Below are 25,006 nucleotides of genomic sequence, written 5' to 3'. Positions count from 1 at the left end.
AAGTAACGACCCCAAAAACACTCTTCGGAGTGTTTTTTGGTTTTGCAACCAGCACCCTTGTCCCATCCAAGTAATGCCTGAATAAGGGCAATGTTCCGTGTGTGTTGTGTTATGGTCTTCATCTTTAAAAAGTAATACATTTCTGATTCAGCAGCTTCATGAATTGATCCAGCGCACTACTGACATACCGATCCTCACCGCGAACAAAGGTTGTCGTGGTATGAGTATAACGATCTGCGAGATCAAATACGGAGAAATCATTTGGTTTCTTGTGAATAACACTGCATGGCATAATGGTAAAAGCAATTCCAGATTCCACACAGCTGAGCAGGTTTTCCATCGTACTCACTTCGATGATATTACGTGCGGACAACCCCTCTTCCTGCAAAAATTCTTCGGTCATTTCACGATACGGGCAGCCCTCGGGGAAAACAACCCATGATACTTGGCACAGGCTTTCGGGTGGTGTATCCATCCGCTTGGAGATGATATGAACCGTGTCCTGCATCTCATATTCCACCTTCAGACCTTCTTTCACACAAGCCCCGCTGATAAAAGCACCATCAATCTCATAGTTCTGTATTTTCTTGCGCAGTACTTTGGGTGAAGTGGCGTTAACAAGTGAAATGGACACCTTCGGGTAGGTTATTTGATATTCATTCAGAATCTCCATAAAGCGACTGGATGCCGCCGTTTCTACAATGCCGATTTTCAGCGTACCGGAAGGTTCACCGGGATCGGTCATCTCCTGCTTCAGATCGTGCAAAAGGTTGTGAATGCGTGTGGCGTACTCAACAAACTGCTCACCTTTGGAAGTCAGCACAACACCTTTGGGAAATCGGTTGAACAACTGGATCTGATATTCCTGCTCCAATTTTTTGATGCGTGTCGTGACGTTGGATTGTGCGTAATTCAGTTCTTTGGCAGCCTGTGAGATTTTGCCTGAACGTGCCACGGCGAGAACAATATCGATATCGGAAAGTTCCATGCTATATCCTCCTGAACGTGAATTATCTTACATTGCTTCGGCAGATGTTGATGTTAGGTATCTCTCTGAGAGATATATCTATATATTTCAATCATTTTACGATATATCGGGGTCGCCTTACAATATCCTTAATGACGAAGAGAGTAGGGATATAACATGGATAACATGAATACACGTTCAACATTATTAAGCCCGGTAACGATTCATCAATGGAGGTTAAGAAACCGAATTGTGATGGCTCCGTTGACCCGAGGATTTGCGGATGATCAGGAGGGGACGGTGACGGATGAGATGGTGGCGTATTATGAGCAGCGTGCACGAGATGGCGTGGGACTGATCATTACCGAGGGCATTAACCCCAACCTGGCAGGCAAAGGCACTTATGGCATCCCCGGTTTATATACAGATGAACAGACGACGTCTTGGAAAAGGGTAACGGCTGCTGTGCACAGACATGGCGGTACCATTATTGCTCAACTATGGCATGTCGGCAGATTGTCCCACTCCGATCTGATCGGAACCGCTCCACTGGCACCTTCCAGCCTTGCGGCAGAGGGAAGAGTGCATAAGCTGCATAAGCCGTACCAGGTTCCCCAGGCGATGAGTGCACAGGATATAGCGGATACGATTCAGTATTTTCAGACGGCCGCCCGCAATGCGGTTCTGGCAGGGTTTGACGGGATCGAGCTTCATGCTGCGCACGGGTATCTGATCGACCAGTTTATCAATGAGAAGACCAACCATAGAACAGACGAATACGGAGGAGACACGGCGGGCAGATTGCGGTTCCTGCGGGATATTATTGTGGCTGTGAAAAAAGAGATCTGTGCAGATCGCATATCGGTACGATTTTCCGAGAAGAAGGATGATGATGCATCCTATGCATGGGCAGACAAAGCTGCAATGATCGATGCATACCTGAACTTGTTCCACGAGACGGGAATTACGATCTTGCATCCCTCAACAGATCATTATGCAAAAGCGTGGGATGATGGGCAGTCCTTTCACGAGCGAATTCGAAGTCAGTGGGATGGCATCATCATTGGTGTGGGGAATCTGGATGTTCAGACCGCAGAGCATGCGATTGGCAAGGGGAGCATAGATCTGGCTGCGTTCGGCAGACCGTTTATCTCCAACCCCGATCTGGTACAGAGATTGCATGCGGGTCAGCAATTGATTGAGTATGATGCGAATATACATTTGCCTATTTTGGTGTGAAAATAAAGTGAAAAAAAGGGCAGAATAGGCTGCCCTGAGTTTCAGATACTTTTTGAGTGATCCAGCGGTTTCATTTCGTTTCTTCTTGTTGAGCTTTTTTCGATATACCAGAGGATGATCATAGACAACGCATAGAACAGACTGAAAGCCAGAATAATGATCCATACACTTTCCATGTCCATGCTTCTGATGAAGATGCCTGTCAAATATGGACTAAGTGTATAACCCAAGCAACCTACGAATAACAGCAAGCCATTAAACCGCCCCTGATGTGTATCGGGTACACGCGAAGCAATATACAGATTAATATTCGTCTGCACGAGAATCTCTCCAATGGTCCACAGCACCGTGGATAAGGCGACGATGGAAAAATGGGGGAAGGTTCCGAGCAGGTTCAAGGCTCCAAATCCGATTCCATAGAAGAGTGCGCCTGTGGCTATGGAGTTTAGGGCAGTTAATTTGCGTGTAGCGGACAGGATCACGGTGGTAAGAATAATGACGCTAATGGCATTGATGGTCATGACAGAGCCGTAATAGGCTGCCCCGTTCTCGCCAAACGAGTGATTCATCTGGAGTGGGAGGCTAAATGAGTATTGCATATAGATAAAATAGTTAAGAAATGAGACAACGATGAAGAAGGCAACAAGTGGATTTTTCAGCAGTAGTCTGAATAACGGCGAAGGTGGTTGGCTCGATACATGTTGTTCTTGTTGTTGTCCAGCATGTTCGCTGCTTGTTGATGCCAATTCCTTGCGTGTGCCGATCTTAACCTGGTTGATGATAATAAAGGTAGATATGAGAAACACCGTACCGATACTTATAAAGACAATGTTGACGTGATCCTTGATAAAAAAACCGGCGACCAGTGGTCCGATGGCTATACCCAGATTGGCCCCCAGATACATGAGGGAAAAGGCGGACTTGCGCTCTTTCTCCTCCGTACACAGTTGAATAATCAGTGCATTATAAGCAGGTCGGGTAATACTGATGAAGAACATGACTGCAATCAGAAGATAACCAACGGTAATGGTGCCTGACCAAAAAGAGCAGCTTATAATCATGATGGCAGACAACAGTTGCCCGATGACGATAATTGTTTTTTTGCCCATAACATCGCTTAAATAGCCGCCGAGAAGTACACCGGGTCCACTAATCAGAGCTGCCATGGACACAAAGATCCCTGCACTGACCGCATTCATGCCCATCTGCAACGTAAGCACCAAGGTAATCAGGGAGAATACAAAATCTCCCGTGCTGTTAATCGTTCTGGCTAAACAGAGATAATAGATATCGCGGCTCAGACCCGCGTAGGTTTTGAATAACGACAATAATTCCAGCCCTCCCCAAGACAACCGTCACTCCAGATCAAAAACAGTGAGGATCATCCCTACATCTTATACGGTTTCAGCAACCGTCACTTCAATCTTGAAGCGATCGTACATATCCAGCAGGGTTTGACGCAATTCCTCGAACGAATCACCCTCCACGATAGCATACCCCGATCGGGTCATAGTATCGTTTACGTCCCCGGCGCGTTGTCCCACTTGATAGGATACATTGAACTCAACGATGCCAGGGATATCCGCATAATCCTCTATCCCGGATATGTGTTGAATTACCCCGGCGCGTGAAGGGAAGCAGATCATGCCTGTGAATTTCTGGCTTGTCTCCTGTTGCTTAAATTCATATATTCCAACTTCCAGATCAGTGACGGCTTCGAAGAAATCAACGCCATGGGTGTTCTTGATACAAGGAGGCATAACATGTGATCCCCCGATTCTTGCACCAATTTCTCCAAACACCACTTCTCCTTCCGGAGTCAGAAAAAGTTCGGCATGTGTTACGGATTGATTGATACCCAAGGCAGCAATGACCCGTTCATTGAGTTCTTTGATGTGATGGATAAAATCAGCTTCCTTGCCTTCAGGGAAAGTAATACTGGCCGGAGGTTTCTGCTTCGTCGCAATATCCAGACAGTTATACAGGTATTGGGAAACGGATGCAAATACAACCTTACCCTTGGACACAATGGAATCACAATGAAACTCCGTACCGTGGATGAATTCCTCCAGCAAATCCCTTTGCTGTGCTTGTCTTGTATGGTTTAGATATTGCACCAGCTCATCCATGCTGGATAATTTGAACGTATTGATACTTCCATATCCGCTGAGTGGCTTCACAATAATCGGGAAGCCGTGTATAGCAGTGAAACGAATGTAGTCCTGTTCATGTAAGGCAATTGCAATTTCGGATGTCCGAATTCCGCGTTGATGCAGCATTTGTTTCATAATCCATTTGTTGCGAACAGCCTCAGCCTGATTGCGCTGCATACCGGGGATACCGAACTCGGAACGGAGTTGACCGCCAATTTCAATCGCATTCTCACCCGGCGTTAACAAAGCAGAGATGGAATGGGATTCACGAATCTCGATCATATGCTCCCTAATGGCATCCACAGATTCAAGATGATCAACATACCTAATTTCATCAAAGAAATCTCTGAGCACCTCATCATGATGCAAATTATGCCGTTCAATAATCAGAATTTTCTTGTGATCCGCCAATTTCTGCATAGGTCTAATGAAGTTTAATCCAGTTGGAAGCCTGAAATCAGATATGTATACAATTGTTTTCATACGTTCTCGTATAGCCCCTTTCAACAAAATACTAAAAATAGTAAAAATTCATTTCATAACATTATAGCTCAATATTTTCCATTTTGAATACACCTTTTAGTTAAAAATATGAACTAAAATACATATTTATGTTGCGTTAAAGTGTTAATTGACAATAGGGATTTTTTGGTATACGATCTTTAGCGGATTAGAAATAAAAAGGAGGAAATAGAAATAAATGGAGATCGTTAAAGAGAAATATGCCATACTGGGAACGCTGGGAGACGATGAAGGATTTCTGACTTGCAGCATGCATATCGCGAAGAAGTTAGGCAACTCGGAACGTATCAAGCCATACCCTGAATTTGAAGCGGCTGCGGAAGACTTGAGATCAGGGATCATATCCTGCTTACTGGTCCCCGGGGCGTATCCCAAGCTCAACAGCTTCATCATGGATTCTGCACTAGCGGTGTCTGAGAGCTTTGTGGAGAAAATTCCTGCGCTGGTTCTATCCGGCTGCCATGCGGTATGTCCCGATCAGATCGATATTATCTATCATCATCCAGCAACCACATACTTGTTATCTGAACTTGATACAACCTATAGAGAGAACAGCACCGTATCATCCAACCCTGAAGCTTGCAGGAAGGTCATGCACAACAAGGGGAATTCCATTGCGCTCACGAATCAGCTATGCGCTGATCATTACGGACTTGTGACCTACAAGGTGTTGCGTGAAGGAATCAATATGCCATGGGTATGTTTTACACAAAATACACAGAGGGTGAATGCAGTCATATGAAAAGAATTGCTATTATACTCGATAAAAATCTGGAACCTGGCGCCGCCGCCAATGTGGCTGCCCTGCTAATGGGACAAGCAGCTCTGAATGAGCCGGGGTTATATTCTGATCAACCTGTGCTGGATCATAGCGGCGTTCAGCACGCGGGCATCCGATATAGCACTGTCATTCTGAAGGCTGGTGAGAATCAACTGATCAATCTGGCCAAACTCTGCTCAGATGACAGCGGGGGACTGAGCCATGTTGTTTTTTCACAGACAGGCCAGTCGCTCAACAATGCCTTTGAACAATATGCAGTTGAGATTGCTTCGATGGAATTGGAAGCTACCAAAGTGGTAGGTGTCATTGTATGGGGCGAGGATGATCAAGTTAGGGCAGCGACCAAAAAATTCAGTGTCATGAAATAAGGGAAAGGGCAGAAGCTGATCTTAGAGATCACTCTGCCCTTCTTTACATATAAAAGAATCGTTATATAGGTTGTTTAAGGTATTAAAACAGCCCTTTATGAACACGTACTTATAGATGATTACTGACGACTACCGTTTTCTTTTCCGTAAAGTAATACACCAAAGCAAGCAGTGGCATAATCAGGCCAATCAGCGTAGTGAGTCTCCAACCTCCATAGGCATAAGACCAGCCTCCAAGAGAGGAACCAATCGCACCGCCGACAAAAAAGATCGACATGAATATGCCATTCACACGCCCCCTCGCTTCACTTCCTAAGGAGTAAATAATGCGTTGACCCAGCACCAGATTTCCTGAGACAGCCATATCCAGTGTGATTGCCACGATCACAAGCAGGATCAATGCAAACGTGGATTGGCTCTGGAACACATAGGCAAGACCGAATGAAGCCGCAGCGATCACCATGGCAGCACCCGTCAGAATACGTGTTAGTCCGCGATCGGCCAGTCTCCCGGCAATGGGAGCGGCTATAGCGCCTCCGACACCAGCCAGTGCAAACCAGGCAATGCCTTGCTGTGACATGCCAAAATCGTTAGCCAGCCTGAGCGGAACCGTGGTCCAGAACAAGCTGAATGCACCAAAGAGACTGGCCTGATAGAACGCCCGGCGGCGCAGAAGAGGCATCGTTCTGAACAGTGTGCCCAAGGACATGATTAATTGTCCGTATTTCAAGTTGGGTTCAGGCTGGCGAGCAGGCAGAGCACGGGATAGAAGCAGCATCAGAAGGACGATGACAACAGCCGAGAATACAAACACCGTCTGCCATCCAAAGAGACTGGTGATGAAGCTTGCGACAGGACGAGCCAGCATGATGCCCAACAGCAGACCGCTCATGACATTGCCGACAACCTGCCCGCGTTGTTCCTCGGAAGTAAGATATGTTGCATAGGGTACCAGAATCTGAGCGACAACAGAGCCAATACCAATGAATAGAGAAGCAGTCAGAAATACAACAGCCGTGGGCGAGAAAGCCGCAGCAATCAGGGCGCCGACCAGTACAATTAGGAAAAGCACGACGAGACGTCGATTCTCGGTAATGTCACTGAGCGGCACGATGAACAACAAACCAATGACATAGCCAATCTGTGTCAACGTTACAATTAATCCGGCAGCAGCAGAAGACAGCCCTGTTGTCACGCTAATCGGTCCAATAACGGTCTGAGCATAATACAGGTTTGCCACGATTAATCCACAAGCTGAGGCTAGCAAAAAAATAATCCAGGTGGGTACAGGAGCCTTCTTCACTTGTTGTGTTATATCCATCTTCATCATCCTCCACAGTTCTAAATGGTATTCGCAATAAGGGGTTCATATTAAAAGCGTCAATTACTAAACGTCGTGTTCACTAATTACAAACATATAATAAACTAAACGTTTAGTATTGTAAATAGGCATTACAATTTTTCATGGAATGAAAAAGAGGGCGGAGGATGGAATTGTGTGTACTCATTGCATTTTAGTATAATGAACGTATCGTTTTTATGAATATTAGTGATGATTACATATATTTTTTACATCTAGGAGGGCTCAAGATGACTGCCAAAAGAGGACGTCCACGTAACATGGAAACCCAGAATGCCATTCTTACAGCATCATATGAGTTGTTGTTGGAGCACGGATTCGGGGCAGTAACAATCGAGAAGATTGCTGAACGTGCACAGGTGAGCAAAGCGACCATCTACAAATGGTGGCCGAACAAGGGCGCTGTCATCATGGACGGATATATGTCTGCCGCAACGGCAAGATTACCTGTACCGGATACAGGTTCGGTATTGGAAGATATACGCATACATGCGAGTAATCTGGTTCGTTTTTTGACCAGTCGGGAAGGAAAAGTGATAACACAGATTATCGGAGAAGGGCAATCGGATGAAGGGCTTGCCGAAGAATACCGCACAAGATATATCCAACCACGTCGGCGTGAAGCTCGGGGAATTCTGGAGAAGGGTGTGGAACGCGGCGAATTAAAGAGTGGGATGGACATTGGACTGTACATTGATCTGATCTATGGGCCGGTATTCTATCGCATGTTGGTGACCGGTGAAGCGATGGATGATACGTTTATAGATGTACTGCTCCGTTCATTGTTTGAAGGCATTCAGTTCAATAAGTAGAAGGAGAGCGGCGCTATAACCGGGCGGAAGCGGAGAATGAGGGAAGAGGGCGATTCATAGGAATCACCCTGGAGAGAAGACGTGTGGCATATTGTGCGTGGAAGAACACTTATACCTGGAATATGGGTGAGATGGCTGTGGGCCATGTGTCTGTAGCATTAGAGGACCGGAAGGAGGAGTGCTGGGTTAACACCGGGGGTTCATTCCATACCGAACTTGGCAGTTCACGGCGTAATACAGGGGCCACTTCCTTGGCAAAACGCTCCACTTGCTCCAACTGCTCGCTATGCGTCAATCCATCTACGCTGATACTCAGCACCTGATGTCCGTAAGCGGCATGGTAGTCCAGAATTTTCTCAATGACCTGCTCCGGACTGCCGATTAACGCAGGACCTCGTGCAATGTTATCCTCCAGATCGGTGAAGGGCGACTGGTTATGCTGTGCGGCGGCGGTAGCATGGAACGCTTCATAATAGGGCTTATAGCGACGAATGGCTTCTTCACCCGTATCGGCAAGATACAGACTGCCAGCACCAGAGCCAATCACGGCTTGCTGCGGATCATGACCATAATAATCGAGGCGCTCCCGATAATGATCAATTAACGCTTTGTATTTGGCCTGAGGGTGAAAAGAATTCGACGTGAAGAGCGGCTCGCCATATTTGGCAGCGAGTTCGGTTGAGACCGTGCTGGACGCGCTACCATGCCAGATGGGGATGGACTGCTGAAGCGGTCTGGGCCACGTAGTCACTCCCTCAAGCGGAGGGCGATACGTTCCCTGCCAGGTGACATTCTCTTCAGACCACAACCGTTTTAGCAAATGATACCGTTCATCGAGTGAGTCCCATTGTTCCTCTTCGCTTATGCCAAACAGCGGATAGTGTCGAGGGTCATTGCCTTTCCCGATGATCATCTCCAGCCGTCCACCTGATAATTGATCGAGCGTGGCATAATCCTCGGCAACCCGGACGGGATCAAGTATACTGAGAACAGTGACGGTGGTTAGTAACCGAATGCGTGTGGTTGCTGCGGCTATTGCGGTTAATACGACAGGTGGCGAGGAAGATAGAAAAGGTGCACCGTGTCGTTCACCGATCCCATAGGCATCGAATCCCAGTCGTTCAGCCAGCTTCGCCTGCTCTAATATATTGTGGAATTTCTGCTGAGTCGTCAGAGCTTCCCCGGTTACGGCATTAGGGAGATTCATCATGAGACTAAACAAGGCAAATTTCATCTGACCTTCTCCTTGAACTGAATTAATCGTATCTGTGTCGTATAATCCTATTGAAATAGTAGGATATGTAAGTTGAATTAAATGTATCACGTTCTCGCAGATTGTTCTAATGGATTTTTTCTATAAGCAAAAATTCCATTCAGGCTTCCTTGCACAGATGTGAAGGAAATTGCCACGATTTTTATTGACCGCTGTAAAATTTAGGATTAAAATTGTGCTTATCATATAAATTCAAAATTATGGATTTTCATTGTGGAGGTGGGATACATGGAACCTACAACTACGATACGCTCATATATTGAGGACTACATCAGGAAACAGGGGTACACCCTGCAGTATTTTGCCGATATATCGGGAGTTAACGCCGGAACGCTTAGTGCAATTATTAAGGGGACTCGGCCCATCGCTATGGCGCAACTGGATCTGATTACCCAAGGCATGAAGCTGGAAGAGGGGTATTTCTACGAGATCTATGGGGCTGAATGTTTCGTGGAATCGGCACCCCATTGGAGAAGACTGGAACCATTCCTGCAACGCTGTGCTGAATTGGACAAGCTGGACTGTATTCAGAGGGTTATCCAGGAAGTGACCGATGATCGCTCGTATATCTCGGAGTTGTTCGAGATGGCGGAAGGCATGCTGGAACGTGGACAGACGAAGGCTGCACGGATGTTGTACGAATGTGTGGCGGAGTGTGAGAAATACCAACATTCGGAACGTCTCGCTCTTTGCCAGTATCGCATCTTCACGTTATCTCTCGGTCAGGACCAACACGAGAATCTGCGTGCAGCCGTACATTTTGAACCGTATATTAATCGGCTGGATGAGGAACGGCAACTGGATGCGATTAAAGACCTGGCGAATACATACTTGGCTCTAAGATACTGGGACAAGGTATTCACTTTGGCTGAAGATCTGGAGCAGAAAACTAACTTTCTTAATTCTTATAAAAAAAGAAAATCGGAAATTCAAAGGATTAGCACTTATCCTACCTTCGTATACTCCGCGTATTCCAATTTGCTGAGGGCAGCAGCATGTGATGGACGGGAAGAATATCCTGAAGCTCTTCGATATACAGAAGCATATTCAAAATTAACTCAAATTGATAATCCAAGTGACGAGGATCTTAAATTTATTGATAAATTTAATGGATGGGCTCAGGTCAACAATTATCTATATCGCCTTATGATGGGGGATAAAGATGTAATCTATCCGTATGTTCAGAACATTGAGAAAGACGAAGCTGAAATTTTGCCTGCGTTGGTCAAAATAATGGAGGCAGCTAATAACCACGATATTGATGTTGATTTTGTTCTTGATAGATTTGATCCATATATAATGATGTATTCTAATACTTATGGTTATGTTGGTAGTTATAATGAACTTATAACGAATGGCAGATACATTCAATTTCTTAAAGAATTAACGATCTATCAATTAGATAAAGGCAGATTTGAGCAAGGGTTTCAGCATTTATTACATTGTTTAGCTTCTGCTAAAAATATGAAAAGCGAATCTGTGGTTATACAATGTGTAGGCTTATTTGAGCGATTTAGAGATAGAGCTTCAATTGAAATGAAGAACAATTATAGTAACTTAATCGAGGAGGTCTATAGTAATTATGAGAAAAAAAGCAGCTTTAATAGTAGTATTGTTTAGTGCTGTTTTATTGTTTACTCTGTACCCTCAACCTAGTGCAGACACTCCAGTGTTGTATAGTACACATACACATGGCGGCGGTGGAGTCTAATTGATTCAGAATTGAAGTATACTGAGTTTAAAATGGTTTATTTCCTAGTTGGAAGTAAGCCTTTTTGTATTAATAACGTAGCTGAAAATTAGTTTAATCATAACGAAAAGAGGATTTATCATTGCAGATTGATATTCAGAAGCTTTACGACAAATATATAACATTGGACATTCCTAATCCATTTACTTTAGAGCAGATTCATGATCGACTAACACAGAAATTCTACGCTGAGAAGGTAGATTTAGAGGAGTTTTCCGACTTGCGCAACGACCCCCATGCAGGGTTTGATCAGGCGATTGCCGCTTATGTATTCAATGATGAGAGAGGAACCAAGCAATTAATTAGCTTGAATAAGGCTGAGGATATCCATGAGCCATTGGAGTTTGCATGGATCATCAATTCCACGGTGCGAGGATTTTCGCTTCTGTTAATTCTGGAAATCGAAGTATTTTACGGAATGGAAGAGAGTGAGATAACTCTTGGCAATCCACGTTTTGAGGAATATCTGATCCTACTTTATTTAACAGGTTACATTGAATTTGAGAATGACTCCTTCATTGGTCCATTATGTGCTCGTTATCGAGAGGGTTACAGACTTCGTTATTTTGGCATGCAGAATGGTGATGATAATTATCTATACGAATAAATATGCTGTCGGATAAGGTTATTAACTTTTTACGGGAAAAAGGTGCAAAAATACTTGGGGTAAAATGCATAATATGTCCATGAATCAGTTTTAACCTTAAGGATTCGAAAATTCTAGAATACGATATGTAGATATGCTACATATATCTTTGCCCACATCTTGTAGAAAAAGAGAGACATCATATCTCTATGCAAAATGCTTGATGTTGAAAGTATCTCAATGTAAATAAATATTTTATTCTGCAAAGGAATATAATATGAATTTTTTGGCAATGTATCCTAAAATGTTATACAAAGAGGGGGTGCATGCTATGAGTGAACCGAAGCAGATCAAAGATAAAATCGAACGAAATAGGCATGAGTTAAGTCGTTTGGCGGAGAATCATGGCATGCAGGACAACAAAGTCCTCCGACAGTCCATGGTACTGGACGAGTTAATTAATGAATATAATCGATTCAAATATAAAAGCCATCTCAGGAACAGACAACCGATTGCATAATGCAGTCGGTTTTTTGGTCCTATTCAACCGATTGTCCGATTGTGTTGCTAGATTAACTCGGCAGATGTGTTCTATAGAAAAAGCGTAGTCGACTGTAGCGATACAGTCGGCTTTTTTGCGTTCAGCCTGAAACCCATGCGGATAACTTGAAATTCCGTACCCATTCCAGAGTTGGCAGGATAGCGAATGATCCTTAAAACTGGATATGATGACCCCAGTTATATCCAGATTGATCTGTGAAGGGGGCTCATACAATGATCGGGAGAGGGAGGGATGAACGGCAATGATGGACAAGGTACAAGGCTATTTAAGGAAAAATGTAAACCTGCGCACCAAGTTGCTCCTGTTGTTTCTTGGGCTAACGTTACTGCCACTAAGCTTGCAGGGAGTGATGAATTACAGGCATTTCTCGCAGACGATGGATCGCAAGACCGAGCAGTTCACCATTGAACTGGTTCGCCAGATTAACGCCAATCTGAACCGGCTGCTGAAGGACTATGAGCGTTTGTCGCTCTTGCCGCTATACGATCAGATGGTGCTTGGCATTCTGGATAAATACAACGCGTCAATGGGGTCGGGCGCATGGGCGAGGTCTGAGGATTATCTGAAAATGAAGCTGTATACCTCTGGTCAAGCGTATGACCGACCTGAAATTCGAGGAATTCATCTGATCAGCAACAGCGGCATCCTGTTCTCCAATCTCGATTCACTGGCGGTCAAGCCGCTATGGGACAGCAGGCAGGACGACTGGTTTGCAGAGCTCGAAGACTCGGAAGGCACATGGCGCCTGCTTCCTCCGCATGAACCCGGCTATTACACGGGCGGACAGAAAGAGTCATATATATCGGTGGGCAGAGTGCTTCGTGATCCGGGTACACTCCGGCGATTGGGGTACATCCTGATTGACATCCGTCTGGAAGCTTTCGGCCAACTGTTATCCAATCTGAATGTTGAGCAAGAGGCAAGCCTGATGATTGTAGACAGCAAGCAGCGTCTTCTGTTCGAACGGACCTCAACCGGAGGGATGTCTGTGTACGACCAGTTGCTATTGCATGGACAGCTTCAAAGTTATGAGGGAAACCAAAAAGTTGTTCTGGATGGGCAGTCCTATCTCTATGTGCAACACTATTCCAGCTATTCCGGGCTTTCGGTGATCAGCCTAACACCTATTGCCGTGATTCAAAAGGAGTCGGGTGAGATGCTCACCTTCACAATGTGGTTCGCTGTGTTGTGTATGGCGGCTATAGCGATTCTGGCGGTTCTGTTATCCTATCGTATCACTCGGCCACTGATTCGACTAAAGCACCACATGATTCGGGTAGAGCAGGGTGATTTCAGCCAGCGGGTAGCACACATCAGCAGTGATGAATTCGGACAGATGAGCCGGGGTTTTAACCGCATGATGGAAGAGATTCATCGACTGTTCAATGAGGTGTTCCTGCTTGGTATTCAAGAGCGGGAGGCAGAGTTGTCGGCATTACAGAGCCAGATGAATCCCCATTTTATATACAACACGCTGGAGTCCATTAACATGATGGCCATCCGACAGAAGCATGCTGAGGTATCGGACATGGTGACGGCGCTTGGCAAGCTGTTGCGTTATACGATTGATAAGGTGGACCGGATGGTTCCACTTGGAGAAGAACTTGCTTTTGTACAATCCTATGTACGCATTCAGCAGGTACGTTACGATGGCAAGTTGGAGATGATCTATGACATCGAAGAAGGGATAACGGCGTATTTGATTCCCAAGCTGGTACTGCAACCGCTGGTGGAGAATGCCGTCTACCACGGCATTGAAGGGCAAGAAAATGGAGGAGTAATCTGGGTATCTGCCTTGAAATTCGACCAAGAGCTGCTGATTAGTGTGCGAGACAACGGTAAGGGTATGACTCAGGCAAAAATTGACGAGTTAAACGAATCCATATCAAAACAGCCTTCAAATGAGGCATTACGTTGCCATGCCGGGGACAGTCTGGGGCTTAACAATATCGCCCAGAGGATTCGCCTCATGTATGGAGAAGGCAGCAGCCTAAGTATTGATGGAAGTCCCGGGCAGGGCCTGGTGGTCACGATATCCATTCAACTTCTACCGAAAGGGGATTGAAGCGCATGTATAAAGTATTGCTTGTAGAGGATGAGACGGTCATCCGTCAGGGACTGAGGGAGCTGATCGTACAAGCGTCTGCTCAGTTTCAGGTAACAGGCGAAGCATCGAGCGGGATCGAGGCATTGGATTTTCTGAGATGTGAAGTGCCGGATGTGTTAATCACGGATATTCGTATGCGTGAAATGGATGGACTAACTTTGGTAAGCAAAGCAAGAGACATGTACCCTGAATTGTTAATGCTCATCATTAGCGGCTACGGCGAGTTTGAATATGCACGCAGAGCGATGGAATTCGGGGTGTTGAACTATCTGTTGAAGCCAATCGATCGCTATGAACTGGCATTATGCATACAGAAGATTCAATTGCTGCTGGATCGCAGATACGGCATTTCAACCCTTTCGATTCCTGAGCCATCTAGGAAAGCAGAACACACTGGTGGAGATACACGGAAGATTATCCGAGATGTGAAGGAATACATTAAGCAGCATCCGGATGGAGATCTGCGACTTCAGACGATCGCAGATCTCGTTAACTTGAACCCTACTTATTTAAGCCAGTTGTTCAAGAACGAAATAGGGATCAATTATTCCGAATACATCACTGAGGCACGTATGGAGCGGGCCAAGTGGTTGCTGATTAACACGGGTCTCAAAATCTATGATGTGGCACGGTTATCCGGACACCAGAGCCCCAAACACTTCATGCTGGTGTTCAAGCAGCAGGTGGGATGGACTGCGGGGGAATATCGGGACCGATTCAGTATCTCTTGAAAAACCATACCATTTCTGTAGTTGACGTGATTTATGAGGGAACGATGCTTTCGTTATACTTTGGTTGCACATGTATACACGACGTCCATAAGGGGGATTTCCATGAAAAAAGCAGGACTGATACTGGTGTTTATACTCATGATGATGGCTTCAATCGCGTGCACAAGCTCCAATTCCAGCAGTGAACCGGGCAGTGCAGGCGGGGAGAATGGAGAGGTCGAGCTGAAGTTTATGATGTGGGGCAATCAGGCACATATGGATGTATACAACAAGCTGATCGATGGCTTCACCAAGGAAAATCCAGGCATCAAAGTTACGATGGAATCCGTACCATTCGCAGAATACCAGCAAAAAATCTCGGTGCTGGCCGCCGGAGGCTCTCTTCCCGATCTCGCTTGGGTATCGGAGCGAATGGTGCCACAATTCAAGTCCAATCACATTCTGGCCGATGTATCCGAGTTCAAGGATGATGCACAGTTTAAGCTGGATGATTACATTCCAAATACGCTTGATCTGTTCCGTGATGGTGATCAACTGCTGGGGCTACCCTTTTCTACACCTCCGGTGGTCATGTTTTACAATAAAACGCTGTTCGACAAGGCTGGCCTGACGGATCCAAACACACTTGCCACCCAAGGACAATGGACATGGGAACAGTTCGAAGCGTCCGCCAAAGCCATTACCAGCAAGGATGCGAGCAACCGAGTCTATGGTGCCAACTTTTTTCGCGACTGGAAGACATGGGCGGTGCTCTCTTCTTACTCTTGGTCCAATGGAAGCGGTCCATTCGATGAAGGCATGACAACGTTCACCTGGAACGATGCCTATGGTGTGCAGACCTTTGAATTGCTGGAGCGCATGATGTTCACGGATGAATCACACCCGAAGGCGGGTGAGCAAGTTAGCTTTGATGCGGGCAATGTGGGCATGTTCTTCGATAATTACAGCTATGTCTCCAAAACAAGGGAGATTACGGATTTTGAATGGAGCATCGCTCCTATGCCTTCCGGTTCACAAGGCAGTGTACCGATGTTGGGGCAGGCCGGATATGCCATGTTTAACGACAGCAAACATCCAGAGGAAACGAAGAAGCTGTTGAAGTATTTCGCCAGTGAGCAGGGGATTCAGGCGACAGCCACCTACTTTGTGCCTCCGCGTACCTCTGTTCTGAACTCAGACGCTTTCATTCTTCAGCCAAATAACCCGAGCAAAGAACACATTGTGCAGGCCGTTATTGATGAAATGCCCAAAGCGCGCTTAATTCCCGGTCATATCCGTTGGCAGGATATCGACAATGCGGTATTGCAGGGATTTGACCGACTGTTTGCCCGGACGGCGACAGCTCAGGATAACCTGAAACAAATGCAGGAAGAGATTCAACGTGTGCTGCAACCCTAAATCATTGGGTCAAAACCGGAGGTGAGCATGATGGGTAAATTCAAAGAATTACTTGAGCGTACACCACTATCGCTGGTGGTCAGTCTGCCTGAGAATGAACTTGCTTTGGCTCGGGCAGCCATGGAAGAGGGCGCTGATGCACTGAAGGTGCATTATAATGTCGGTCATCGCGCCAGCGGCAATCATTTTGGTCCATTGGACAGGTATGCCGAGGTGTTTCGGGCGATCCGCAGTGAGTTTGGTGGTCCGCTCGGGGTTGTACCTTCTGGCAGTATAGATGGAGCACGCAGGGAGGATGTGGAGCGGCTTGGGGGGCTGGGCTTTGATTTCTATTCCATATATGCACATCACTTGCCTTCCTTCATGCTGAGTGAATTGGGGCTGGACCCGACGTTTGCGATCAATGAGGAATATGATGCTTCCCTCGTAACATCCGCAGCTCACTTCGGCTTCGCTGCTCTGGAGGCATCCATTGTACCTGGAAAAGAATATGGTACACCGCTCAGCTTCGCGGATGTGCTCCAGTATCGCCGTCTGGTCTTGCAGGCCCAGGTCCCGGTATTGGTTCCTTCCCAGCGTAAGCTGGTACCGGAGGATGTTCGGGTGCTGCGCGATACCGGGGTCAAAGCGATTATGCTTGGGGCGGTCGTGACTGGCAACACGGAAGAACAGCTGCGAAGGGCTGTGAACGGGTTCCGCAATGCGGTGGACAGCCTGAACCGTCCGGACTAATCAGTGAAAGTCATGTGTATCACGGGGGACACCCCACGGTAACATTCATTCGTTCTAACGAATCGAGCACATGTTATTCGCGTCTATTTGTACGGATCTGAAATTTAAGGAATCAGAGAGACGTTATTTGGCCCATTTGGTCGATTTCCAAGGTTCTGGCTTCATTTTGTGAAGAAATAACATGACTGAGATTCGTTACCCGGTGCATTCTTTAAAAATCTGCCTTATAAGATGCGGTGGATTCGTCAGCGCTTGGAGCGAGGGCAATCATTCCTTTTGAGACAGCACCTTATGTAAAAATGTCGAAGAGTTCAACTTCGGGGGATAAAGTTAGATAACAAAAGGAGGGCCTGATTGTGACCCATCTACACAAGCGCAAAAGAAGGGGGCCGCTCGCCAGAGAAGCCCAGATCGCGGGGTGGCTGTTTGTATCGCCGATGGTGCTTGGGTTTACCCTGCTGCTGCTATTTCCCATGGGTCTCGCATTATACATGAGCCTGACCGATTGGCCGCTGCTGGGGGAGCATCATTTTATAGGGCTGGAGAATTACCGGAATATTATGACAGACGCGATGTTCTGGAAAGTGCTCGCCAATACGGTTTATTTCACAGCGGGGCTGGTACCGCTTAATATTGTGCTCGCCCTGCTGCTCGCGTTGCTGCTATCCAGAAATCTGCGGGGGATCGGCATTTTCCGAACAGCGATCTTTGTTCCGGTCATGACTTCGTTGATCGTGTGGGCCATCGTGTGGAAGCTGATGTATGCGACAGAGTCAGGATTGATTAATCAGCTTCTATTGATGACGGGCATCAAGGGTCCGGCCTGGCTATACAATGAAGATTTGGCAATGCCGGCGGTAATTGTGACAAGTGTGCTGAAAAATGTAGGTCTGAATATGGTGCTGTTCATTGCAGCCATTCAGCAGGTACCGCGTTCACTGTACGAAGCAGCAACCTTGGACGGTGCGGGCAGAAGAGGAACCTTCTTTCACGTTACACTGCCTATGATCACACCAACGGTGTTCTTGACTGTGGTCATGACCGTGATTGGTTCACTCAAAGTGTTTGGGCAGATCTATGTGATGACACAGGGCGGACCAAGTAACAGTACAAAGGTGCTCGTTTATTATATCTGGGAAAAAGCATTCAAACTATTTCAGTTTGGCTATGCTTCTGCTCTTGCATATGTGCTGTTCTTCATCGTACTGATCCTGACGCTGCTGCAATGGCAGCTCCGAAAGAGGTGGGTATTTAATGAAGGCGATGCCTAATCCTTCGGGGAGGAAGATAGGAAGTACCCTGGGGACGTATTTGTTGCTGACTCTGATTTCCCTCATTATGATTGTGCCATTTATCTGGATGATATCGACATCATTGAAGGAGCCCCAGAGCATATTCACCTATCCACCGCAGTGGATACCGGATACGTTTCAATTTCAGAACTACATCGATGTCTTTCGATTGATTCCATTTCACCGTTTTTATTGGAACAGTATCTACATTTCTGCGTTGGTTGTGATGGGAACGGTGTTTTTTGCTTCTCTCGCCGGTTATGCATTCGCGAAAATTCCGTTTAAGGGACGTAATGTGGTATTTCTAATCCTGCTGAGTGCCATGATGATTCCCCATGAGGTGACAGCGATTCCGATGTTTCTATTCATGCGGCAACTGGGGTGGATTGATACCCACCTTCCGCTGATATTATTGCCGATATTTGGTGCGGGCGGTGTATTTGGCATCTTTGTGATGCGGCAGTTCTTCATTACGGTGCCAACGGAACTGGAGGAAGCGGCGATGATCGACGGCTGCAACCGATTTCGAATATACGCGCGAATTATGCTGCCCATTGCCAAGCCGGGTATGGCTACGCTGACGATCTTTACGTTTGTGACGATCTGGAATGAGTTTTTTGATCCGTTGATCTTCATTAACTCGCGTGATCTAATGACGCTGCCGCTTGGATTGTCCCTGTTTACAGATGAAGTGGGTACAGCCTGGCAATATCTGATGAGCGCCACCGTCATGGCGACCTTGCCACTGTTGATTGTTTTTTTCCTGGCACAACGGCGCTTCATTGAGGGGGTTGCCATGACGGGACTGAAAGAGTAAGCAGTGAAAGACGTGCAATACGTGTAATGTGCAATACGTGTAATAGAACGGAAGGAGGAACAACATTTGCGTGAACGAATGGGCATGAACAAGGAAGAGGCAGATGTCGTTATTGTGGGAGGCGGCCCTGCGGGTATAGCGGCAGCCATTGCGGCTGGGCGGCAGGGTATACGAACAGTGCTGGTGGAGCGATACGGATTCGTGGGCGGGATGTCTACTGCCGCTATGGTCTATCCCTGGATGACTTTCCATACGGAGCGTGGTGAGCAGGTTATTCAAGGCATTGCGCAGGAGATCGTTGAACGATTGCAGGCGCGTGGCGGCTCCCCCGGGCATTTGCGCGATACCGTTGGGTTTGTGCATACTGTCACGCCGTATCATCCTGCGATCTTTCAGGTGGTTGCGGCAGAGATGTTGCAGGAGGCTGGCGTCCGGCTGTTATTGCACAGCTTCGTGGATGAAGTGCTCGTTGGAGATGATCGGGTGGAAGCGGTGCGGGTGACCAACAAGTCTGGACGAAAGGAGTTTCAGGCGAACGTATTCGTGGATGCAAGCGGTGATGCCGATCTGGCTTATCTAGCGGGTGCTTCGGTGGCAAAGGGACGAGACGGCGACCATCAGTCACAGCCGATGACCATGAAATTCCGCATGCGTGGTGTGGATCTTGGACGAGTGAAGCAATACATGCAGGAGCACCCGGAGGATTTCTATGTGAAAACTCCCTTTGCTGAACTGGACAGCATTCCGTTAACGGGGGTGAGTGGTTTCTATTCCCAGTGGAAGAAAGCGGGTGTGCCGATTAATCGCGACCAGGTCTTATTTTTTACCGGACCGGCAGAGGATGAAGTGCTGATTAATTGTACCCGTGTGCAGGGACTCGATGCGACGGATGCCGAGGATCTGACCTCGGCTGAACAGGAAGGACGGAAGCAGATGCTGATGATCGCTGAATTTTTGCAGCGTGATGTTCCTGGATTTGAAAGAGCTTCGATCTCGGCGGTAGCACCGCAGATTGGTATTCGTGAATCGAGACGAATCATTGGGCATTATGCCTTGACCCAGGTGGACGTGGTTGCAGGGCGAAAATTTGACGATGTGATTGCCAGAAGCGGTTATCCGATTGATATCCATGACCCTTCGGGTCAAGGTGTGTTGGCTGCCTTTATAGAGGGAGACGGGGCGTATGATATTCCCTATCGCTGTCTGATCTCTCGCAATATCCGCAATCTGCTGGCGGCAGGTCGCTGCATCTCCACCACACATGAGGCGCATGCAACGACAAGGCTGACGCCAAGCTGTATGGCTACCGGGGAGGCGGCAGGAACAGCGGCTGCACTTACCGTGAAGATGAAGCTGGACCCGGTGGAACTGCCGATTGAGGTACTACAGGCGGAATTACGTCGCAACGGAGCAGCGATCTAGTGGATGAGCTGATTGTGGACGAAATTGGGTGAATTATTAGTAGTTGGGCACGGATGAATCGGAGGAATAAAGCGTCTACGATTCGTTAGATTAGAAAATGTCCCCAAAATGGCTAAATAAGCTTCCCTCAGTTCGTTAGAAATGGGTGGGAAGCTTGTGAATTGAATTGATGAGAATAACTTTAGCCCCAAAGACTCCAAATCCACTGCATAGGTGGCTTTAGAGTCTTTGGGGCGCGGTGATTCTTTTCATCCATTAGATTCTTTACTTCATGTTTCGTATTTCTTCATATCTAATCAATCACGAGGTCACAGTTCCTTCATGTTCCTTCGTGCCTGACTTGCTCCGATTATCAATTCATCCGTGCCTCAAGTCGCCTTGCGACAACGGACAGTGTGTAGTTGATGACAAAATACAATACGGCTGCGAGCAGCAGAGCCGGGATAATGTAATCGAAACTTTGACCGCCAAGAATCTGCACGTTGTGCATCAGCTCCGGCAGGGAGATGATGATCGCCAGTGAAGTATCCTTCAGGAGTGAGATGAACTGGCTGACCATCGGCGGGGACATGCGGCGTAGCGCCTGTGGCATGATGATGCCACCTAGAGTCTGCATGTAACTCAGGCCCGAGGAGCGGGCAGCTTCCACCTGACCGCGCTCAACCGACTTCAGACCGCTACGGACGATCTCGGCGATCATTGCGCCTTCAAACAGACTCAGTCCAACGACGGTGGACCAGAAGACGGACATTTTAATCCCGAGCTGTGGAAGTACGATGTGGATGAAGAAAATGATGAGCAGCAGTGGCAGATTCCGAATCGTATCCACGATCACCGCGACGATCTGTGACAGAACAGGGATACGGGTAAACCGTAACGTCCCCAGTACGGTGCCGAGCACAAAGCTGAACACAATAGATAGCCCTGCTACCTGCAGGGTAATCAGGAATCCTTGAAGCAGGTAACGGAGGTTGGGCCAGGCATAGGCCCCGCTAAAGTCCATATTTCATCGGCCTCCTTCTGTATGCAGGAATGGAATAGCGAAGATCAATAGATGGGGCATGGACTGTGTATAAAGCAACTCAAGCACCGTAGCAGTGAATTACAATATGCACTGTGACATGATCGCCAATGCCAGTAAAACACAAACGATCCAGTACTCATTTAAACCACCTGGACAAGCCAATATATTTCTCTAAAAATCTGCACAGCTATAAGTCAATCTATTACATGGTAACCTGTCCTGCCGGTTTGTTCTTCTTCGGTTTGCCCTTGGTGCTGCGGGCTTCTGCATCGCTCTGTCCAAACCTGCGCTCCATATAATGCACCAGGAAGCTGAGTGGTAGCGTCAGCACCAGATAGAACAGGGCAACAATGGTGTATACACTTAGCGGCTGGAACGTATCCGAGTTAACGAGGTCTGCAAAATACATGAGATCCATACCGGCGACGACGGCCAGAATGGATGAGTTTTTGACCAGATTAATGAATTGGTTGCCGATGGACGGCAACACAATCTTGATGGCCTGGGGCAGAATGATCAGGTTCATGGCCTGTACATAGGACAATCCGGAGGATCTTGCTGCTTCCAGTTGTCCACGCGGCACCGTCTGAATGCCCGCTCGGATCGCTTCGGCAATAAAAGCGGCGGTGTAGATGGTCAGACCCAGCGTGCCGGAGACAAATCCGTCCAGCGAAATGCCTAGTGCAGGCAGTCCAAGATAGAAGAAAAATACAACCAACAGCAGTGGGATGTTTCGGATAAATTCCACAAAAGCCGTGCCAATCCAATTCAGCGGTTTCACAGGGGATATCCGAAAGATAGCCAGGATCGCGCCGAGGATAAAGCTGCCAATGAGAGCCATGATGCTCACTTGAATGGTGTTCAGGAATCCTTCCAGAAAACGATCCGAGTGTCGCATCAGTACGTTGAAATCCAATGTGCCCATATAGGCGAAGCCTCCGTTCTCCAGATGGCGAAACGGCGATTACATCTGCTCATGCATCACATCAGGCAGACGAATTCGCCGCTTGCTCATCATTAATCGGGATTACTCGGGCTTGGAGCCCAGCCATTTCTCGTGTAATGTGTCATATTCCCCGCTGTCTTTCATGCTTTTGAGCAGTGTGTTAACTTCTTCCACAAAGGCGGTGTCGCCTTTGCGAATGGCCATACCATAAGGTTCACTTGTGAAATTGCCACCAACCAAGTGGAAGCTGTTATCCGTCTGTTGCATGCCGATGAGGATGATGTTATCTGTGGTCAGCGCTTCACCTTTACCTGCTTTGAGAGCAGTGAATGCATCCTGATAGTTATCGAATTCAAGCACCTCAGCGTCCGGGGCTTTCTCGCGAATGTTCTGAGCGGATGTGGAGCCTTTCACCGCGAGTACTTTCACCCCGCTGAGGCTTTCCAAGCCTGTAATCGCACTATCAGTTTTCACCAGCAGGGATTGGCCTGCCTCGAAATAAACATCACTGAAATCCACCTGTTCCTTACGCTCATCCGTAATGGTCATCGTGGCGATGATGATGTCGATGTCTCCATTTTGCAACATGGGAATACGTGTCTTGGAAGTGACCTCTTTCAGTTCGACCTTGGTCTCATCTCCAAGGATCTGTTTGGCGAGTGCCTTGGCGATATCAATATCGAATCCTTCAACGTTGCCACTTGCGGGATCTTTCAATCCGAACAGCTTGGTATCATATTTCACTCCGGCAATGAGTTTACCGCGTTCCTTAATCTGTTCAATCGTGCCTTTCGCCTCGGCATCACCACCACCACCACTCGCCGAAGGTGTATCTGTACCTGTACTACAACCTGACAATACAAGCGAGAGAATGAGGACAAGCATAAATGATGGCCATTTCAATAATTTCTTCATGAATAAAGACCCCTTTCAAAATGGAATAGTGGATTATTCTCAATGATGAATCAGACGGCTCAGGAATTGCTGTGCTCGTTCTTCTCTGGGGTTGTCAAAAAATTCAGCAGCAGTGGCCTCTTCCACAATTCGGCCTTCGTCCATGAAGATGACCCTGTCCGCAACTTCGCGGGCGAATCCCATCTCATGAGTAACAACAACCATGGTCATGCCATTATGGGCAAGGGAGCGCATAACATCGAGGACTTCCCCGATCATCTCAGGATCGAGTGCAGAGGTAGGTTCATCAAAGAGCATAATTTTGGGCTCCATGGCCAGTCCTCTGGCGATGGCTACCCGTTGTTGTTGTCCACCGGACAACTGGGAGGGATAACTGTCTGCTTTGTCGGCAATGCCCACCCGGGTTAGATACTTCATTGCGGTTGCGGCAGCCTGTTCTTTGGGTTGTTTACGCACCTTCATCGGTGCAAGGGTAATGTTATCAATGACTTTTTTGTGAGGATAAAGATTGAAGTGTTGAAATACCATGCCGATGTCACGGCGGAAGAGGTTAATGTCCACCTTTTTCTGATGTAGAGGAATTCCACTTACGACAAGTTCACCTTCAGTAATGGTCTCCAGGCGGTTAATACAACGGAGTAACGTGCTTTTGCCGGAGCCGGAAGGCCCGATAATGACGACGACCTCTCCTTCTTCAATGTGAAGATGGATATCCTTGAGGACATGAAAATGACCGAAATGTTTCTGGACACCCCTAAATTCAATCAAGAGTACACCCCATCCTTTCTGCAACGATTGTTTGGAAAAGGAATATTAAGGAATATATTGAAACTAGTTATTTAATCATACATAGTCATCCTGCTTATGGCAATTGGTTTGTGATAAAACATGACATAAGTAATGGGCTATATAGGGCTGTGGACAGTAATTGTGTTATATATCTGTCACGTTATTAAAAGTCTTGTGACGAATCATGACAGAAAAATGAATCTAATCTCCTAGATGTTTACCAACCTTTGGAATAGTTGTATAGAGTATACTGAAAGTGGTGTGTGATTTATGACTTTGAATTATAAAAACAAATAGCATCAAGTTCCACGTGTACATGGCAAAAAAGCTTAACCTTGCACTTCTTTCCATTGATATGATGGAGCGAGAGAGTACCCGTCTGAGAATAAACGAAGTAGATCGTAGCAAAATGTTGATCTCACAACAATTCCATTACACGTAGAGAGGATGATTCTGCACG

Annotated in this window: 23 protein-coding genes; 14 read left to right on the top strand and 9 right to left on the bottom strand. The window is 46.9% G+C overall.

Annotated elements, in window-relative coordinates; genetic code table 11:
• Positions 1-124 precede the first annotated feature (124 nt).
• A complete protein-coding gene (locus tag ACE3K2_RS18925) occupies positions 125-988 on the bottom strand; it encodes a LysR family transcriptional regulator (protein WP_421893537.1) in 864 nt (287 codons plus the stop codon).
• Between the two features lie 156 nt (positions 989-1,144).
• On the opposite strand from ACE3K2_RS18925, the gene ACE3K2_RS18920 reads away from it, so the two are divergent.
• Positions 1,145-2,206, top strand: coding sequence for an alkene reductase (locus ACE3K2_RS18920; RefSeq protein ID WP_421893534.1), 1,062 nt, complete (start codon positions 1,145-1,147; stop codon positions 2,204-2,206).
• 41 nt (positions 2,207-2,247) lie between these two features.
• Here the strand turns inward: ACE3K2_RS18920 and ACE3K2_RS18915 are convergent, their stop codons facing one another.
• Together ACE3K2_RS18915 and ACE3K2_RS18910 are read right to left on the bottom strand one after the other, a co-directional pair.
• Positions 2,248-3,534 (bottom strand): MFS transporter, encoded by a 1,287-nt coding sequence (locus ACE3K2_RS18915; RefSeq protein WP_421893532.1) that lies wholly within the window; start codon positions 3,532-3,534, stop codon positions 2,248-2,250.
• Positions 3,535-3,600: 66 nt separating this feature from the next.
• Positions 3,601-4,842, bottom strand: a complete 1,242-nt coding sequence (locus ACE3K2_RS18910) for an ATP-grasp domain-containing protein (protein ID WP_421893529.1) — start codon at positions 4,840-4,842, stop codon at positions 3,601-3,603.
• 217 nt (positions 4,843-5,059) lie between these two features.
• Between ACE3K2_RS18910 and ACE3K2_RS18905 the strand changes: the two genes are divergently transcribed.
• Both ACE3K2_RS18905 and ACE3K2_RS18900 read left to right on the top strand, forming a co-directional pair.
• Positions 5,060-5,623, top strand: a complete 564-nt coding sequence (locus tag ACE3K2_RS18905; protein ID WP_421893526.1) for a hypothetical protein — start codon at positions 5,060-5,062, stop codon at positions 5,621-5,623.
• Positions 5,620-6,030: a DUF2000 family protein gene (locus ACE3K2_RS18900; protein WP_047840412.1), complete on the top strand. Its 411-nt coding sequence runs from the start codon at positions 5,620-5,622 to the stop codon at positions 6,028-6,030. The genes ACE3K2_RS18905 and ACE3K2_RS18900 overlap by 4 nt, the downstream gene beginning before the upstream one ends.
• 109 nt (positions 6,031-6,139) lie before the next feature.
• Here ACE3K2_RS18900 and ACE3K2_RS18895 read toward each other — a convergent pair whose 3' ends face one another.
• Positions 6,140-7,351 carry an MFS transporter gene (locus tag ACE3K2_RS18895; RefSeq protein ID WP_421893523.1) on the bottom strand — a complete coding sequence of 404 codons (1,212 nt, stop codon included), beginning with the start codon at positions 7,349-7,351 and terminating at the stop codon, positions 6,140-6,142.
• A gap of 269 nt (positions 7,352-7,620) precedes the next feature.
• On the opposite strand from ACE3K2_RS18895, the gene ACE3K2_RS18890 reads away from it, so the two are divergent.
• Positions 7,621-8,202 carry a TetR/AcrR family transcriptional regulator gene (locus tag ACE3K2_RS18890; RefSeq protein WP_421893520.1) on the top strand — a complete coding sequence of 194 codons (582 nt, stop codon included), beginning with the start codon at positions 7,621-7,623 and terminating at the stop codon, positions 8,200-8,202.
• A gap of 109 nt (positions 8,203-8,311) precedes the next feature.
• Here the strand turns inward: ACE3K2_RS18890 and ACE3K2_RS18885 are convergent, their stop codons facing one another.
• Positions 8,312-9,436, bottom strand: coding sequence for an LLM class flavin-dependent oxidoreductase (locus ACE3K2_RS18885; RefSeq protein ID WP_421893517.1), 1,125 nt, complete (start codon positions 9,434-9,436; stop codon positions 8,312-8,314).
• A 267-nt stretch (positions 9,437-9,703) separates the two neighbouring features.
• Here ACE3K2_RS18885 and ACE3K2_RS18880 point away from each other — a divergent pair, with 267 nt between their 5' ends.
• From ACE3K2_RS18880 to ACE3K2_RS18835, 10 genes are all read left to right on the top strand, one after another.
• Positions 9,704-11,095 carry a helix-turn-helix domain-containing protein gene (locus ACE3K2_RS18880; RefSeq protein WP_421893514.1) on the top strand — a complete coding sequence of 464 codons (1,392 nt, stop codon included), beginning with the start codon at positions 9,704-9,706 and terminating at the stop codon, positions 11,093-11,095.
• 212 nt (positions 11,096-11,307) lie between these two features.
• A complete protein-coding gene (locus ACE3K2_RS18875; protein WP_421893511.1) occupies positions 11,308-11,832 on the top strand; it encodes a pyruvate kinase in 525 nt (174 codons plus the stop codon).
• A gap of 310 nt (positions 11,833-12,142) precedes the next feature.
• Positions 12,143-12,331: an aspartyl-phosphate phosphatase Spo0E family protein gene (locus tag ACE3K2_RS18870; protein WP_282319606.1), complete on the top strand. Its 189-nt coding sequence runs from the start codon at positions 12,143-12,145 to the stop codon at positions 12,329-12,331.
• A gap of 283 nt (positions 12,332-12,614) precedes the next feature.
• Positions 12,615-14,438 (top strand): sensor histidine kinase, encoded by a 1,824-nt coding sequence (locus ACE3K2_RS18865; protein WP_421893507.1) that lies wholly within the window; start codon positions 12,615-12,617, stop codon positions 14,436-14,438.
• 5 nt (positions 14,439-14,443) lie between these two features.
• Positions 14,444-15,211: a response regulator transcription factor gene (locus ACE3K2_RS18860; protein ID WP_421893504.1), complete on the top strand. Its 768-nt coding sequence runs from the start codon at positions 14,444-14,446 to the stop codon at positions 15,209-15,211.
• Positions 15,212-15,313: 102 nt separating this feature from the next.
• The gene (locus tag ACE3K2_RS18855; protein WP_421893502.1) at positions 15,314-16,609 is read left to right on the top strand and encodes an ABC transporter substrate-binding protein; all 1,296 of its coding nucleotides are present in this window, start codon (positions 15,314-15,316) and stop codon (positions 16,607-16,609) included.
• Positions 16,610-16,636: 27 nt separating this feature from the next.
• Entirely contained in the window at positions 16,637-17,341 is a 705-nt protein-coding gene (locus ACE3K2_RS18850) for a hypothetical protein (protein WP_421893500.1), read from the top strand.
• A gap of 356 nt (positions 17,342-17,697) precedes the next feature.
• Positions 17,698-18,612: a carbohydrate ABC transporter permease gene (locus ACE3K2_RS18845; RefSeq protein WP_421893497.1), complete on the top strand. Its 915-nt coding sequence runs from the start codon at positions 17,698-17,700 to the stop codon at positions 18,610-18,612.
• The gene (locus ACE3K2_RS18840; protein ID WP_421893494.1) at positions 18,596-19,450 is read left to right on the top strand and encodes a carbohydrate ABC transporter permease; all 855 of its coding nucleotides are present in this window, start codon (positions 18,596-18,598) and stop codon (positions 19,448-19,450) included. Before ACE3K2_RS18845 ends, ACE3K2_RS18840 begins: the two co-directional genes overlap by 17 nt.
• Before the next feature lie 84 nt (positions 19,451-19,534).
• On the top strand, positions 19,535-20,872 hold the full coding sequence (locus ACE3K2_RS18835; RefSeq protein ID WP_421893694.1) for an FAD-dependent oxidoreductase: 1,338 nt from the start codon (positions 19,535-19,537) through the stop codon (positions 20,870-20,872).
• A 352-nt stretch (positions 20,873-21,224) separates the two neighbouring features.
• Here ACE3K2_RS18835 and ACE3K2_RS18830 read toward each other — a convergent pair whose 3' ends face one another.
• The 4 genes from ACE3K2_RS18830 to ACE3K2_RS18815 all read right to left on the bottom strand — a co-directional run bounded on the left by ACE3K2_RS18830 (position 21,225) and on the right by ACE3K2_RS18815 (position 24,525).
• Complete coding sequence (locus ACE3K2_RS18830) at positions 21,225-21,875, bottom strand: amino acid ABC transporter permease (RefSeq protein WP_421893491.1); 651 nt, start codon at positions 21,873-21,875, stop codon at positions 21,225-21,227.
• Positions 21,876-22,098: 223 nt separating this feature from the next.
• On the bottom strand, positions 22,099-22,821 hold the full coding sequence (locus ACE3K2_RS18825; RefSeq protein ID WP_076332614.1) for an amino acid ABC transporter permease: 723 nt from the start codon (positions 22,819-22,821) through the stop codon (positions 22,099-22,101).
• Positions 22,822-22,923: 102 nt separating this feature from the next.
• Positions 22,924-23,757 carry a transporter substrate-binding domain-containing protein gene (locus tag ACE3K2_RS18820; protein WP_421893488.1) on the bottom strand — a complete coding sequence of 278 codons (834 nt, stop codon included), beginning with the start codon at positions 23,755-23,757 and terminating at the stop codon, positions 22,924-22,926.
• Positions 23,758-23,796: 39 nt separating this feature from the next.
• Positions 23,797-24,525 carry an amino acid ABC transporter ATP-binding protein gene (locus ACE3K2_RS18815; RefSeq protein WP_421893485.1) on the bottom strand — a complete coding sequence of 243 codons (729 nt, stop codon included), beginning with the start codon at positions 24,523-24,525 and terminating at the stop codon, positions 23,797-23,799.
• Positions 24,526-25,006: the final 481 nt, after the last annotated feature.

It is taken from the genome of Paenibacillus sp., from assembly GCF_048976745.1.
Lineage (GTDB): Bacteria > Bacillota > Bacilli > Paenibacillales > Paenibacillaceae > Paenibacillus.
This window is presented reverse-complemented; position numbering and strand designations above follow the sequence as displayed.